Source organism: Nocardia sp. NPDC058499, from assembly GCF_042719915.1.
Taxonomy (GTDB): Bacteria; Actinomycetota; Actinomycetes; order Mycobacteriales; family Mycobacteriaceae; genus Nocardia.
Window position 1 is genome coordinate 232,531 of sequence record NZ_JBHXMZ010000008.1, and the last position, 15,241, is coordinate 247,771.

Consider the following 15,241-nt stretch of genomic DNA (forward strand, 5'->3'; position numbering starts at 1 on the left):
CCGGGCAGGCCCTCCGAGCCTCGGCGGTGAGCTCACCACTCCGGCAGCCGGCGCCGTCCGGCCAGGACATCCCCCACCAGTGCGTCGTAGGCGTCGGCCAGTTCGGCCAGGTGATGCCAGGCGCCGTGCAGGAGTTCGTCGTCGGCGTCCAGGGTCATCAACGCGTGGTGGGCGCGGACAGCCGATTCCGCCAGCCGGTCGATGATCGCGCCGACGGTCTCGGTGTGCAGGGTGACCCCGAGCCGATGTTGCGGGACGTTGCGTCCCACCCAATCGTCGATCGCCAGCACCAGTTCCATCCGCCGCCGATCGATCTCGACCAGCCTGTCGGGGTCGGTGACGATCGAGCCGCCACGCCCCACCAGTCTGCGCTCGTGGAGGACGGCGAGATCGCGGGCGTACCAGAGCAGCTGCCCGCCGACCACCCGGTGCCCGCGCGCGGCGCGCACCAGTAGGTCGGAATTGGGCAGTGGACCGGCAGTCCCCTTCTGCGCCAAGGGTTCAGCACCCCGCTGGGCGCTGGGAAGAGCCATTACAACTGTTGTATCCGAACCTGTCACGGTTGCCTCGCCGTTCATCGCCGCACAACACCGGGTCAGTACGTTGATTACAATAAACCGCGAAAGTCGACTGTCAAGCGATAACGGCCACCCCCGACACGAAAAGCGTACACTTCGTTACCTGGAGACCACCCGAGGAGCACGATGGCGGACGGTCCGACGTATCGACGGATCGCGGACCACCTCCGCGAGGAAATACGAGCAGGTAAGTGGGGGCCCGGGGACCGCCTGCCCAGTCACTCGGAACTCGCCGAGCAAATGCAGGTTTCACTGACCACGGCGCGTAACGCCATCCAGGTATTGGTCACCGAAAACCTTGTCTATACGGCTACCTCTCGCGGCACGATCGTCCGGAGCCGCGAAGTCCTGGAATCCGTGGTGACCGACCATATCCGGCCGAATCGACCGCGTGCGTCGCACGATATTTTCGAAGAGATCGCCCGCGCCGCCGGGCGTGTCCCGACCAAGGAATTCAACGCCCGGATGGAGCCGGCGGATCAGCAGATCGCCGAACTGCTCGGTATTCCGGTGGATTCCTGGGTTCTGGCCCGTACAGTCGTGCAATTCCTGGACAACGAGCCGTGGTCGTGGGAGGTGAGCTTCTATCCACGAGATCTGGCCGAGGCCACCGGGATAGATTCACCGCACGATATCGCCGAGGGCACGACCCGGCGCCTGGCCGATCGCGGGTACGCCGAAACCGCGCACCGCGATACGATGGTCGCCCGCCCGGCGAATGCCGAGGAGGCGGTGGTGCTCGGCGTCGCCATCGGCACTGTTCTGCTGGATCATGTGCGGATCGGCGCGAATCACGACCGGGTCACCCGGGTCACCCGGCATCGATCCATCGCTGCCAGTAACCGCTTGGCCTATGAACTCGGTGACGCCGCAGGTACCGGCGTTATTCGTGCCGTGCTGGAACAGACCGAACGGTCCGGGATATGGTTCTAGCCCATGACCGTGCAGATTCGGCCGGCCGCTCTCGATGATCTGAACCTGATCTGTCGCCTGCGGCTACAACGCGCCTCATGGCTCGCCGCCCGCGGCTCCGACCAGTGGTCCACCGAGGCCTCGGGACTATCGATCGACTATTTCGCGCAAGTGGTCGACCGGGCGTTGACGGGTGGGGAAACCTGGATCGCGGAGGTGAACGGGGAACCAGCCGGGACGATCACCGTCAACGATCGCGCCGACAAACAACTGTGGAGCGATATCGAACTCGCCGATTCGCTGATCGTGCACTATCTGATCGTGGACCTGCGCTTCGCGGGCCAGGGCGTCGGCCGGACGTTACTCACCCATGCCGCCGCCCTCACCCGGGCCCGCGGCCGCCACTGGGTCCGGCTGGACGCCTGGACCACCAATTCCGACCTGCACGCCTATTACCGGCGGGCCGGGTTCCACCTGGCCCGGATCGCCGGTCCGGACAGCCGAAGCCCTTCCTGTGCGTTGTTCGAACGGCATATCGACAGCTGGCCGGCCGACGACATCCTGGTCGGGGCGCACTCGGCAAGCTTGCGGATGAGACCGCTGGCGCGATACCCGATCGTGCTGCCGGCCTTCGGCTGACCTCTGTCCGGCCGGCGCAACGCCGCCGGCCGGACAACGACACCGGAATATCCGGCAAGCCGGATCAGAGTGGGTCCAGGTGGGCGATATGCACCATCTCGATACCGCGACTCCGCGATACCAGCACGCCACGTCCGGGTGGCAGTTTGGTGGGCCGCACATCGCCGAACAGTTTGCCCTCGTCCTTGGAACCGCTCATGATCAGCGTTTCCACCGACATGTTCTTCATGGTGCCCAGAATCGGGTCGAACATCGCCCGCGACACCCCACCGATACGCCGCGCGACGATGAGATGCATACCGATATCGCGGGCCTGCGGCAGGAATTCGACCAGCGGCTGGAACGGGTTTGCACTGCCGGCGGCGACCATATCGTAATCGTCGACCACGATGTAGATTTCGGGCCCGGACCACCAGCTCCGGTCGCGCAGCTGCTGCGGTGTGATATCCGAGCCGGGAATACGTTTCGCCAGATAGCCGGCCACTTCCTTGATCATCGGACCACAGGTCTGCGAGGACGTCGAATAGCCCGCGAGCTGATCGCCTTCGATCACGCCGAGCATGGTGCGGCGATAGTCGATCATGATCACGCGCGCCTGCTCGGTCGTCGAGTTCTCGGTGATTCCCATGACGATATTGCGCAGCAGCGTGGTCTTACCGCTTTCGACATCAGCGAACGCCATGAAATGCGGCTCGGCATTGAAATCCATGACCAGCGGCTGCAATTCGGACTCGCCGAGTCCCACCACGACCTTCGTGGCGCCGCACTCGATTCCCCGGGCCCGTGCCTGTTCGAGCAGCTCGGTGCGCTCGAATTTCAGCGGCAGCATCCGGACCTGCGGCGCGCGGCGGTTCGGGTACAGCTGCGCCAATTCGGCCCGCGCCCGCGATACCCCTTCGGCGAGACTCGCCGGGCCCGAGTCGGAGTCCAGTCTCGGCAAGGCGATCAGCATATGCAGGTGGTCGGCGGTCAGGCCGCGGCCCGGCCGGCCCACCGGCACCTGGTGCGCGACGCGGCGGCCCATCTCCGAATCGGTGGGATCGCCCAGCCGTAGTTCGATCCGGGTACCGATCTGGTCCTTGACCACGGGCCGGATCTCGGCCCAGCGCGAGGCGCCGATGAGCAGGTGGATTCCGAACGAAAGCCCCTGGCCGGCAATCGCGTTGATCTGCGGTTCCAGCGTCTCGAATTCCTCACGGATGGCGGCCCATCCGTCGATCACGAGGAAGACGTCACCGAACGCGTCCTCGGGAAACGGATCGGCTATCCCCTGCTGCAGGGCGACGAATTTGCGCCGGCGGTACTCGGCCATCGATTCGATACCCTGCTCGGCGAACCGTTCCTCGCGCTGACGCATGAGCGAGGTGAGTTCGGCGATGGTCCGGCGCACCCGGTCGCCGTCGAGCCGGCCGGCCACCGAACCGACGTGCGGGGTCCCGACCAGGCCCGCCATACTGCCGCCGCCGAAATCCAGGCAGTAGATCTGCACCTGTTCGGGGGTGTGGGTGGCGGCGGTGGCCATGATGATCGAGCGCAGAGTGGTCGACTTACCCGATTGCGGACCGCCGACCACCGCCACATTGCCCAGCGCACCGGCCAGATTGATGGTCAGCACATCGCGGCGTTGTTCGTAGGGTTTATCGATCACGCCGATCGGCATCCACAACTGGCCGTGCCGGTTCACCGGCGAACGCCAATCGGGATCGGGCAGCAGCATATCCACCGTGGGCGACTCCTCCAGCGGCGGCAACCAGACCTCGTGGGCCGGCCGGCCGTGGCCGGTGAGCCGTTTGACCACCACATCGAGGAGCGAATCGGGCACACCCTCGCCGTCCGGGGCCGCGGTGGCCACTTGCGACGGCGGCGGCGGAAGTTCGAGCAGCGGGTTGAACGGAGCCGCGCTTTCTTCCGGCTCGGTGTTCTCGGTGGCCGTTTCCGGGACCTCGACGGGCGCGGCGGTGAACAACCCGGGGCGCTGCCGCGCCACCGGACTGCCGTCCTCGGTGGCGGTACCTTGCGGCGCCTCGTAGGAACCGGAAACGTAGCTGGCGTTGAACCGCAGCGGGTCGGAGGCGTCGCTCTTCAGGTACCCGGAGCCGGGGACACTGGGCAGATGGTAGGCGTCGGTGATACCGAGCACGGCACGGGATTCATTGGCGGAGAACGTTCGCAGGCCGATCCGGTAGGACAGATGCGATTCCAGCCCGCGTAGTTTGTTCTCCTCGAGGCGCTGCGAAGCCAGCAGCAGATGCACGTGCAGTGAGCGGCCGAGCCGGCCGATCATCACGAACAACTCGGCGAAATCCGGCTTCTGCGAGAGCAGTTCGGAGAATTCGTCGACCACGACGAACAGCGCCGGTAGCGGGTCGAGCGGGACCCCCGCGGCTCGGGCCTTCTCATAATCGTTGACATTGGCGTAGTTTCCGGCCGAACGCAGCAGCTCCTGACGCCGGTTCATCTCGCCGGCCAGCGCGTCCTTCATCCGGTCCACCAGCGACAGTTCGTCTTCCAGGTTGGTGATCACCGCCGCGACATGGGGTAGCGGATCCAGGCCGAGGAAGGTCGCGCCGCCCTTGAAGTCGACCAGCACGAGGTTCAGCGCATCCGGCGAATGGGTGGTCACCAGCGAAAGCACAAGGGTGCGCAGGAATTCCGATTTACCCGAGCCGGTGGCGCCGATACACAGCCCGTGCGGGCCCATACCGTTCTCGGCCGACTCCTTGATATCGATCTCCACCGGCGTCCCGTCGGGGGTGATCCCGATCGGGACCCGCAAACGTTCGCGGGCGGTGCGCGGCCGCCAGACCCGGGCAGGATCGATCTGGGCGGCATCGGAGATCTTCAACAGTGCCATCAGGCCGGGGTCGGCGGTGGTGCCCTCGCCCAGGCTCACGATCTGCGCGGCCGTCGCCAGACGATAGCGCGCGAGCGCACGGGAAAACGACTCTGCTTCCGCGGTGCTCATCGAATCCGCGGTCGCGAACCGCTCGACACCCGCGGCGCTCTTCGCCGACACCTCACCGTGCGAACAGACCAGCTGCAGACCGCGCCGCACGGCCAGGCCCCCTTCCGGGGCGGTGAGGTCGAGAACGGTCACCGAATCCAGGCCGGATTCGGCCACCAGCCGCTCGTTACCGCTGACATAGCCGTCGTCGATGACGACGACCAGATGCAGCCGGCCCTGGGTGGGTTGCGGGTTGCGCATGAACCGGCCGCGCTCGAGCAGCTCCGCCGAGAGCGCGGTCTCCAGTTCGCCGAGCGACTGGTACATCATCCGCACCGACCCCATCCCGTCGCGCTGGACGGGATGCTGCAGATGCGGCAGCCATTTCGCCCACGACCAGACGGGTGCGTCGGGGTCGCTGCAGACGATGGCGACGGCCAGATGATCCGGGCCGTGGAAGGCGGCCAATTCCATGATCATCGAGCGCACCAGGGTGCGTGCCTCCACCGGATCGCCGCCGATATTGATGGCAGGGAAGGCGCGTAGCGATACCGCGGTCGGCAGCCGGTGCACCACCGAATGTGTACGCACGAAACGGCGCAGCGCCACGGTGGAAACAGGCTCCAGATCTTCGAGCGGGCCGGTTTCCGGGCGGGCCAGTTTGGTGGCCAGCCGGTGACTGCCCAGACCGACGCGGACATGCCCGAAATCGGGGTCGTTGGGACGGCGCTCCCACATCCGGCGGGTCCCGACCAGCGACAACAGGTCGGCGGGTTCGGGATGACTCCAGCCGAGTGATTCGAGCTGTTTACCGCCGGTGCGGCGCACTTCCTTACGTATCTGGTCCAGGTAGCGGAAGTAGTCCTTGCGTTCCTCGTTCAGCTCGACCGCACGTTTACCACCGCCGCCCTTGAACCCGGCCATCATGCCCACCATCGACATGATCATCATCATCGGGAACATCATCATGAAGGGATTGGCCAGCATATTGCGGCCCATCATCGCCATCATGGCGATCATGCCGATCACCGCGATCACCATGACCACCGGCATGATCTTCATCATCAACGGCGCCGGTATGGCGCGCGGAACCTCCGGGGGCGCCGTGAGTGCGACCTCACCGCCCGGCGCCCGCGGCGGGGCGATACGGGGTCGGCGTACAAAGCCTTCGGTAGCCATGATTCCTTCTCGATTCGGCAGCCGGCGGTCGATACCGACCCGTGGTTACGGGTCCGGTTCCAGGTCGAGTTCGCGTTGCGGACGGCGGAACGGGTAGGCGATCGCCGCACCGATGGCCAGCCCCGACAGGCACACCACCGAACCGGCGATCGCGATCCAGCGCTGCCGCGGATCGGGTCCGGGGGGAGAAACCGGCGCGGCGATGGGCCGGGCGGCCGCCGCCCCCACCCCGACCGGTTCGGGTGGCAACTCGGCGGTGAGCGCGGCCAGCGGATCGATCAGGCCGTGCCCGATCTTGTCGTCGCGGCCGGTGCCCGGGCCGTGCGCGGTGCGGGTGATCCGGTCCATCACCTGCGCGGCCGTGAGTTCGGGAAACCGCGACCGCACCAGCGCCGCCAGGCCCGCGACATAGGGCGCGGCGAAGCTCGTGCCCTCCACCGACCGGATACCCTCGCTCGTCTGCACGCCGTCGACCAGGCCGGTGCCGCCCGGTTTACTGTCCAGCGAGACGATATTGCGGCCGATCGCGGCCACCTGCACCCACGGTCCGTTCAGCGAAAGCTCGGAAACCTGTCCGTTCGGATCCACCGAACCGACGGCGAGCACATAGGGCGAGAACCAGGCCGGGCTGGCCACCGTGGCCACCGAATCCCAGCCGGAGCCGGAGTTCTGGTTCTGGCAGGCACCGTCGCTCTGCAGGTTCCCGGCCGCGGCCACGACCACCACATTGCGGTCGTAGGCGTATTTCACCGCGGCGCCGAGCGCACCGTCGGCGGTGTCCAGCCCGGCCTGGGTGCAGGCCACCTCGGAAATATTGATCACCGTGGCACCCATGTCCACAGCGCGGACCACCGCACCGGCGAGAGTGAGCACGGTGCCGTAACCGGCGGTGCTGATCTTGCCGGGAGCGTCGCGGTTGTTGTTGTCCTTCTTCTCGTACGCCAGGCTCAGCTGGCGGATACTCAGGATCTCCGCGTCGGGAGCGACGCCGGCGAAGGCGTCGTGGGGGCTGGGCTGGGCGGCGATGATCCCGGCGACCAGCGTGCCGTGCCCATCGCAGTCGACCGTGCCGTCGGTATCGGAGACGTAATCACCTCCGGGTTGCAACCGTGGCAACCGCGGATGCCGGTTCACTCCGGTATCGATCACCGCGACCTTCTGACCCGCGCCGCGGCTGAACTGCCAGGCCGCCGGAAGGTTCAGCACCTGCTGCGATACCGGGGGCGCACTGGGCGGTGCACCGGTGAGTACCGGCTCGGCACAGACCGCGCTCTGTTCGGTGGGTTCCAGCGGGGCGGGCCGGCCGCTGATCGCCTGCGCGGCCGCCAGCGCACCCGGGTCGACGGCCGGTGGCGGTACGGCCGCCGCGACCGAGCCGGGCAGCGCCACCGCACCGAATACGGTGAGGGCACATACCATTCGCAGCAGCCGTCGCGGTGGTCGAACGCTCATAGGCTCAGGTTCCGGGCCATACCGTAGATACCCATCATCCACAGCACCAGTGGGATCACCGCCATGATCAGCGCATACTCGAAAAGCTCGATCATCCGGCGAACCACCGGGGTGACCTCGATATGCGGACCGATCACCCCAAACCCGACTACGCCGAGCGTGAAGGCGAGCAGGATGCCGGCGCAGAGCAGGATGAGATCGCTGTCGCCGAACGACAATCCGGCGATCAGTGCCACGAAGGTCGTACAGGCGCCACCGATCAGCACGGCAGCCTGGGCGATATCGGCGAACGACCGGCCGCGCAATGCCAGGATGATCGCGGTGATGACGGCCAGGGTGATGCCTTGCCAACGGTAGGGGCCCAGCGGGTCGGCGACCGCGAACGCACCGATCACCGCGGTGGCGGTGCAGGTGGCGACGAGACCGGTCTGGAACTGGTTGGCCCGCCGGGCCCGCTCCCCCAGTCCGGCCGCGGACGGCAACGCGGTCGCGCCGATCGCGCCGATACCTTCGATGGTCGGCCGCGGTTCGTGATCGGCCGGATCGATCGCCGCGCCCGCTGTCGGTACCGGCGGGACGGGCAGCCTGGCCAGCAGCGCCGCCAGCCGCGGCACCATGGACAGGATCATGATGCCGGCGACCAGCAGGCCGGCGCCCACCTTCGGCAGGCCCGGGTGCCAGATGAGATAGATCACGGCGGTGACCAGACCGATCACCGCGGCGGCGGCCGCACAGGAGAAGAGAGTGGCACCTACCCCGGTCAGCCGGTACCCCAGGACTGCGGCCACCAGCAGGACCGAACAACCCAACAGCAGGTGGGGGCTGCCGAGAGTCCCCGGGACCAGCAGCCCGGCGCCGCCGAACAACAGCAGCAGACCATCGGCCGACAACCACGTACCGGTGATCTCGTCGCCGTATCTGCGTGCGGTGATCCCCGCCGCCACCAGCGGACCCAGGCCGGCACCGAGCAGCACCAGTCCCGGTGCCAGCGGATCACCGGAGCCGCGGGACAGAACCAGCACGGCCAGGGTGGTGAGCACGGCGAACAGCGAGACGACCAGGCCCATCCAGCGCGCCGCCGCACCCGACCATCCGGTGAATTCCTCGGCCGTGAGCCTGGACACCGCATCGATCACATCGTCGAACAGCGCGGGTGCTTCCTTCGCACCGACCTTGCGCAACACCAGGAGTTCACCGTCGTACACCTCGGCCTCGGTGAGTGTGCGGCTCGGTGCGATCGCCTCGCGTCCCAGCCGGGCCAGGGTCCAGTGCTGGGCGTCGAGCGGACCCGTATCGTCCTCGGAATCCGGCAGACTCGGGTTGCGTGATTCGATCAGTGCCACCAGATCCGCGATGAAGCTCGCGATCGGCACCGTCGCCGGCAGCCCCACATCGACCTGAGTGTTGCCCCCGATCACCGAAACCCGGCTCAGCTCCGGTTCTTGCGCGCGGGTGGCGCTCGGCGTTTCGACCACTGTACTCATCTCCCCACCCACGTTCCGATCAACAATTCACGCCTCGGCCGTCGACAATTCATTTTACCGCCATCCGCATTTCATTCTCCGGTGCTGCCGCGATGCGGAACAGGGGCTGTATCAGTAACTTCCGCAATTGTCGAGCACTCCCAGCTGGATGGCCTGGCGTTGCGTCCTCCCGGCAACTGAACCCAATGTATCGGAGCACCGAGGCGCGCGCGATCGGTAGTCTGGTATCCAGATAATCGTTCTCTTTACGCCTATACAAGAATTCGGGGAGCGCCTGCAATGACCGGCAACCGCCAAGCTCAACGCGCATTCGACGCCGGGGTTCTGTCGCTCGGATTGTCCATCGAGGGGCAGGAGTCCGCCCGCGACCTCGAGTACGCCAAGCTGGCCTTCCAGCGCGCCACCGAATGGGATCCCGGTATGTGCGATGCCTGGCTGGGCCGGGCGGCCGCCGGTGAGCTCACCAAGGATGTGCTGTTCAACCTGCAGAAGACCTGTGACAGCACGCTGTATCGGGAACAACGCCGGGTGGGCCTGCGGCCGCGTGAACTGGCGGGCCGCTTCCAGCCCGGCCTCTATATCGACTACCCGCTGTCGAGCCGCATCGAGATCTCCCTGGCTTGGGCCGCGCAGCTCATGGCGGACAAGGACTTCGACGAGGCCGAGCGCGTCCTGGACCAGCTGGACGAATACCGCAGGGGCCAGCTCGGCGAAGCCGAACGCGAAGCCGACAACCGGATCGCCGCGTATGTGCGCGCGGTGCTGCACTACACCACCCAGCGCTGGCCGGATGTGATGACCGTCCTCGCCGGCTCGGCGGAATGGGACGACCCGTACCTGGCCGCGGGCGCGCATGTGATGGTCGGAACGGCCTGTGCCCAGCTGGGTTTGTTCGCCGAATCGATCCGCCGGATGCAGGCCGCCGAACAGGGCCCCATCCCTGCCGCCCGATCCACTGCCATGTTCTGCCGCGGCCTGTGCCTGCGCGAAACGGGTAACGAGGACGAGGCCCAGGCCCTGTTCGAGAAGGTGTACTCGCAGGCACCGGATTTCGAGTCCAACGCGTCGGCCATGCGCGACCGCACCTTCCGGATCACCGTCACCAGCCGTGATGTCATCGCCGCCCGCACCGATAAATGGGACCCGGCCTCCTCCCCCACGATGGAGCAGATGAACCGGGCCGAAGTGCAGGACCGGGCCAAGGAAACGCTGGCCGAGGCACGGGCGGAACTGGATTCGCAGATCGGGCTCGCGTCGGTGAAAACCCAGGTCGCCAAGCTGCAGTCGACCGCGCAGCTCGCCAAGATCCGCGCCGAGAAAGGGATGGCCAGTGTGCCCCGCGGCCAGCACCTCGCCTTCACCGGGCCGCCCGGTACCGGTAAAACCACCATCGCCCGCGTGGTGGCCAAGATCTACTGTGGTCTCGGTCTGCTGCAGACGGAGAAAATGGTCGAGGCCAAGCGTGCGGATTTCGTCGGCGAACATCTGGGCAGCACGGCGATCAAGACCAATAAGCTGATCGACAGCGCGATGGACGGTGTGCTGTTCATCGACGAGGCCTACACCCTCATCCAGACGGGCCTGTCCGGCGGTGACGCGTTCGGTCGCGAAGCGGTGGACACGCTGCTCGCGCGGATGGAAAACGACCGCGATCGCCTGATCGTCATCATCGCCGGCTACGACGGCGAGATCGACCGATTGCTCGCCGCCAACGACGGTCTGGCCTCCCGTTTCGCCAAACGCCTGCAGTTCCCGTCCTACAGTGCGACCGAACTCGGCCGGATCGGCGAGGTCATCGCGACGAAGCGCGATTCGGATCTCTCCGAGGAAGCACTGAAGGTACTCATCCAGGCCTGTGACCGGCTCTACGCGATGGAAAGCACTGATCAGAGCGGACAGCCGCGCCGCGGTGTGGACGTCGCAGGTAACGGCCGGTTCATCCGCAATGTGGTCGAGGCGGCCGAGGAAGAACGCGAGTTCCGGCTGGCCAACGACGAAAACCTGGACCTCACCGATATCGACGAGGCAGTGCTGCGGCGTATCGAGGAACCCGATATGCGGCTCGCGCTGGCCACGATCCTGGACTCGCTGGGTATCGGCGGACCCGTCCCCGATTGACGCGTTACCGCGCGGGCCTGCCGCGACACCACGTGCTGTCGTCGATTCGGATAGCGAGCACAACCGACCGCGCTCCGGCAGAGGCAAAGCCCCGCATCCTGCCGGGACTCCGCCGTCCCTCCGGTCCACCTCCGCCAATGTGCCGCGGGCACTCACCGGCAGCCAGCACATCCCGGACCTTCGCGGGAGCTATCCAGGTGTGGCCGTGCACTTCGCCCGCCGTGGTACCTCGGGCCGGCCGACGGGATGCGCCCCCGCGGCAGCCATGCGTCGATCGGCGCCCACGGTGAAACCGTCGTCCCCGGTGCGGGTCGCGAAAGCGCATCGCGACTCGGCCGGCCGAGCAGGACCGAGTGCCGATCGCTGCTCGCGGTCAGCCTTCCGTCAGTGAATCGTGGCTGACCAGCGCCTCGCGGGGATCCAGGGTGGGTCCGGGGACGAGTTGGCCGATGATCGCCCACGGCGCCAGGTGCGGGGTATCGCCGAGGCCGAGGATATTCCCGGTGGCGGGATCCGGTACGCCGTAGCGGATCCCGTTGTCGGCGATGTAGAACAGGCTCCCGCGCCGCGGGCTGCCCGGTTCCATACCGGTGATCTGGACGTATTCGCCGTGTGTGGGTTCGACGTAGACCGTATCCACGCGATCGCCGCTACCGTCCGCGGTGGCCAGCCGGACCGGTTCGGCCGATTCCGGAATCGGCAGTTCGGTGCCGATCAGCAGCCCTACCGCGGCCCGTTCCTCCGGGCCGTCCCCGGCGCCTTCTTCCGCGGGCGCCGTTCCCGGCGATTTCGACCAGGCGATACAGGTCACCGGCCCGTCCTCGGCCGCGACGATCTCCGGGACCGCGTCCGGAAAATCCGCCACGGGCAGCCGCTGCACCACCGGGATTTCGTCGAGGACATCGGGGGGCAGCACCGGAACCTCGCTCATCCCCTGTGAATCGGCGTAGCGGATCACCTCGGCGGTGAACGGCGAGACCGGCTGCACCCCGTCGGCGAGCACGACATACATCTCCGGTCGGGCGTCATCGCCGACACTCGCGACGGAAACGATTCCGCCGACCGGCACGTCGGCCAGCCGCCCCGGCCCCGGTTCGCCGGCGCGGTCGATGACCGGCGCCTTCAGGGGAGCGACCTGCGTGGTGGCGCCGAGGAATCCTGTACCGACCGGTCGCGGCCGGTGGGCCGGTAGGTCCAGAGCGCGGGCGACCACCGAATCGTCCGGATCGATTTCGGCGCGTTTTCCGTCGTAGATCAGGTAGGTCTTGTCGTCGTGGGTCGCCAGCAAGGCTTCGGCCGAGGTAGCAGCACGGATCCGGTCGGTGAGGTTCGGGGCGCCGCCGACCACAGTGGTGGTCGCGCCGACCGCCGAGGCCGCGCTACCGCCCGCAGACAATTCGATGCTCTCGCACAGCGACCAGTGCGAATCGCCGCCCTGCGCCGAACCCGGCAGCGCGGCCGGGGCGCCGGGTATCCCGAGCAGCGGGCCGCGCGGGAGGTCACCCAATTTATCGTCCTTGACCGCATGCGGTTCGGCGTTGCTGCCGGTGATCAACCGCGCCGAGGCGAGGTTCAGCGCCGGGTGCAGCGTCCGGCTGCCGTCCTCCTTCTCGACCACCACATACAGCGCCCCACTGGACTTACCGGAGACGATCAACGCGTCACCGATCGCGCCCTGCGGACGCAGGAAGGCCAGGATGGCCGCGCCGGCGGTGACGAGGATGCCGAGCACCAGACCGACCAGCAGCGAACGGATCTGGGAGCGCATGGGATCGTGCAGCATCCGCACATCGCGGCGCACCAGTGCGTGGTCGAGCCGGCGTAGCAGGAAACGGTACCCGTTCACCTGGGCACGGGTAGTCAGCTGTGCTGGCACTCGGGACTCCATCGCGCTGTCGACCGCAATCTCTTTCGACACGGTACCGTAATTCCCGACGGTTACGTCGGCCCATATCGGTGGAATCGCCGCTGGCGCACCGGTAAGCGAATGCAGCCGAGGCAGGAACGAACAACTGTGAACGAGACGATGAACACCGGGGAACTCCGCTCCGAAATTCCGGAACCGACGGTTTCTCCGGATTCGGTGAATACTCGCCGGTCGGCTTACGACACTTTACGGGACCCCGAATTCTGGTTGTTCCGCATATTTCCACTTCGAATTGTTGTTCCCGGCATTCTCGCCGCGGCGGCGATCGCCTGGATCGTGCTGGCCATCGGCAACTCGGTCTGGTATTCGCTCGGCGCCGGGATCGTCAGCGGCCTCATCGGTCTGGCCCCCGTCGGCGGCCGGACCTCGGTCGCCCGGATCGGCGGGATGCTCGGACGGCGCGGGAATATTCCGGCCGAGCGGCTGGAACAGGCCGCGGCCTTCGACGTGCCGCTGCCCGAGGGCGGCGGTTACGGGGTGCGCTGGGACGGCGATCTACTGCTGACCATGCTGCGGATCGATCCTCCGCCGGACACACTGACCCTGCTGCGGCCGGGTTCGCTCAATACCGAACAGCTGCTGCCGCTCCCCGAAATCGCCCGCTGCCTCGATCAATTCGATCTGACCCTGGCCGGTATCGATGTGGTGAGCACCGGCGCGCGGACCGCGGGCACCGGTATCGCCGCACACCTCTACGACCGGATACTCGGCCCCCTGCCGGCCATCGCCCACCGCACGTGCTGGCTGGTGCTGCGGCTGGATCCCCTGGCCAACGCCGAGGCTGTCGACAACCGCGGGGGCGGCGGTGCCGGTGCGTTGCGTGCGGCCATCATCGCGACCCGGCGGGTGGCGAACCGGCTGGCCGCACACGATATCGCCGCCTCCGTGCTCACCGCGACCGAGATGAACACCGCCGTCCGCGAACTCACCCACGGGTTCGCGGTGGACCAGCTCACCGAATCACCGAAATGGCTGGAATCCCAGGGCCGGCATCTGTCGCAATACCAGATCGGCGCCGATATGGTAGGGCCGCGCGGGCTGGCCGATATCTGGGCGGTGCCCAGCCTGTCGACCACCGTGACGCTGCGGCTGCGGCCCGGTATCAACCGTAACGATCCGCATACCGAATTGGCCGATACCGTGGTCCTCAATGCCGTGGTCCGCTTCGATACGGTCGAGCCGCCCGAGAAACCCCCGCTGGAGGGGCTGCGCGAACTCTACGGAAACCAGCTGCGCATCCTGCTCGATACGCTGCCGGTCGGCTTCACCGGGCGCTGGGGGCGCGATGTGGCCTACCGCGGCACCCTCGCGGCGCTGACCGAATTCACCGTCCCCACCGCGGGTTGCGGGCAGCTCATCGGCGCCGACGACCGGGGGCAGGGCATCGCCGTACCGCTCGTCGGCGAAGGCACCCGCCAGCTGGAGGTGATCGGCACCCTGGACCTGGCCCAGCAGGTGATCCTGCGCGCCACCGGCCTCGGCGCACACGCCATCGTGCACACCACCCGGCCGGAGGCGTGGCAGACGATGGTCCGCAACCTCGATACCCCGCAGATCCTCACCATCGCACCCCGCGCCGCCGGGGCCAGTTATCACCCGCCGGGCCCGCCCCCGTTGCCCACGGCGCCCTACCCGAGCACCACGGTGCTGGTATTCGACGGGGTCCCACCGGTATCCCATGCCGGTGGCGCCACCATCGTGCATGTGCGGCAACCGCACGAACCGCCGGGCACGGTCGACGCGGATGTTTCGCTGATCCAGGATCCCGCCATCCCCAACCGCATCACGGTGCGCACGCCGGCGGTGACGACGACGGTGAACATGGTGACGACCCGGGAGGAAATGCACTACATCGGCGAATCACTCGCCGCGCGCTGACCCACACGCCGATACGGCAGCGGGGGGGGGGGGGGGTGGGCGGGGCCAACCGGACGGGGGGTGCGTTTGGCCGAAAAAAGGGGTTTGGTAGGTCGCAGAGGAGAAAAAACCCCCCACCGTCCTTCTTTTT

General features: G+C 67.2%; 9 protein-coding genes. 4 read left to right on the forward strand and 5 right to left on the reverse strand.

All coding sequences use genetic code 11. The features are described from left to right. Nucleotides 1-32: 32 nt before the first annotated feature. Entirely contained in the window at nt 33-533 is a 501-nt protein-coding gene (locus ACFWPH_RS24280) for a DUF4254 domain-containing protein (protein WP_280413977.1), read from the reverse strand. Between the two features lie 171 nt (nt 534-704). Here ACFWPH_RS24280 and ACFWPH_RS24285 point away from each other — a divergent pair, with 171 nt between their 5' ends. Then, the gene (locus ACFWPH_RS24285) at nt 705-1,511 is read left to right on the forward strand and encodes a GntR family transcriptional regulator (RefSeq protein ID WP_378754415.1); all 807 of its coding nucleotides are present in this window, start codon (nt 705-707) and stop codon (nt 1,509-1,511) included. A 3-nt stretch (nt 1,512-1,514) separates the two neighbouring features. Then, nucleotides 1,515-2,129: a GNAT family N-acetyltransferase gene (locus ACFWPH_RS24290; protein WP_378754416.1), complete on the forward strand. Its 615-nt coding sequence runs from the start codon at nt 1,515-1,517 to the stop codon at nt 2,127-2,129. Nucleotides 2,130-2,193: 64 nt separating this feature from the next. Here the strand turns inward: ACFWPH_RS24290 and eccCa are convergent, their stop codons facing one another. Genes eccCa through eccD form a run of 3 tightly spaced genes read right to left on the reverse strand, consistent with a single transcriptional unit; the run spans nt 2,194 to nt 9,188 of the window. Beyond that, the gene (gene eccCa / locus ACFWPH_RS24295; RefSeq protein ID WP_378754417.1) at nt 2,194-6,252 is read right to left on the reverse strand and encodes a type VII secretion protein EccCa; all 4,059 of its coding nucleotides are present in this window, start codon (nt 6,250-6,252) and stop codon (nt 2,194-2,196) included. Between the two features lie 45 nt (nt 6,253-6,297). Further along, nucleotides 6,298-7,704: a type VII secretion-associated serine protease mycosin gene (gene mycP / locus ACFWPH_RS24300; protein ID WP_378754418.1), complete on the reverse strand. Its 1,407-nt coding sequence runs from the start codon at nt 7,702-7,704 to the stop codon at nt 6,298-6,300. Then, on the reverse strand, nt 7,701-9,188 hold the full coding sequence (eccD, locus tag ACFWPH_RS24305) for a type VII secretion integral membrane protein EccD (RefSeq protein ID WP_378754419.1): 1,488 nt from the start codon (nt 9,186-9,188) through the stop codon (nt 7,701-7,703). The genes mycP and eccD overlap by 4 nt, the downstream gene beginning before the upstream one ends. Before the next feature lie 279 nt (nt 9,189-9,467). On the opposite strand from eccD, the gene eccA reads away from it, so the two are divergent. Then, nucleotides 9,468-11,306, forward strand: a complete 1,839-nt coding sequence (gene eccA / locus ACFWPH_RS24310; RefSeq protein WP_378754420.1) for a type VII secretion AAA-ATPase EccA — start codon at nt 9,468-9,470, stop codon at nt 11,304-11,306. Between the two features lie 373 nt (nt 11,307-11,679). On the opposite strand, the gene eccB is transcribed toward eccA, so the two are convergent. Next, nucleotides 11,680-13,182: a type VII secretion protein EccB gene (gene eccB, locus ACFWPH_RS24315; RefSeq protein WP_378754421.1), complete on the reverse strand. Its 1,503-nt coding sequence runs from the start codon at nt 13,180-13,182 to the stop codon at nt 11,680-11,682. Nucleotides 13,183-13,320: 138 nt separating this feature from the next. Between eccB and eccE the strand changes: the two genes are divergently transcribed. After that, nucleotides 13,321-15,111, forward strand: a complete 1,791-nt coding sequence (gene eccE / locus ACFWPH_RS24320) for a type VII secretion protein EccE (RefSeq protein ID WP_378754422.1) — start codon at nt 13,321-13,323, stop codon at nt 15,109-15,111. Nucleotides 15,112-15,241 lie beyond the last annotated feature (130 nt).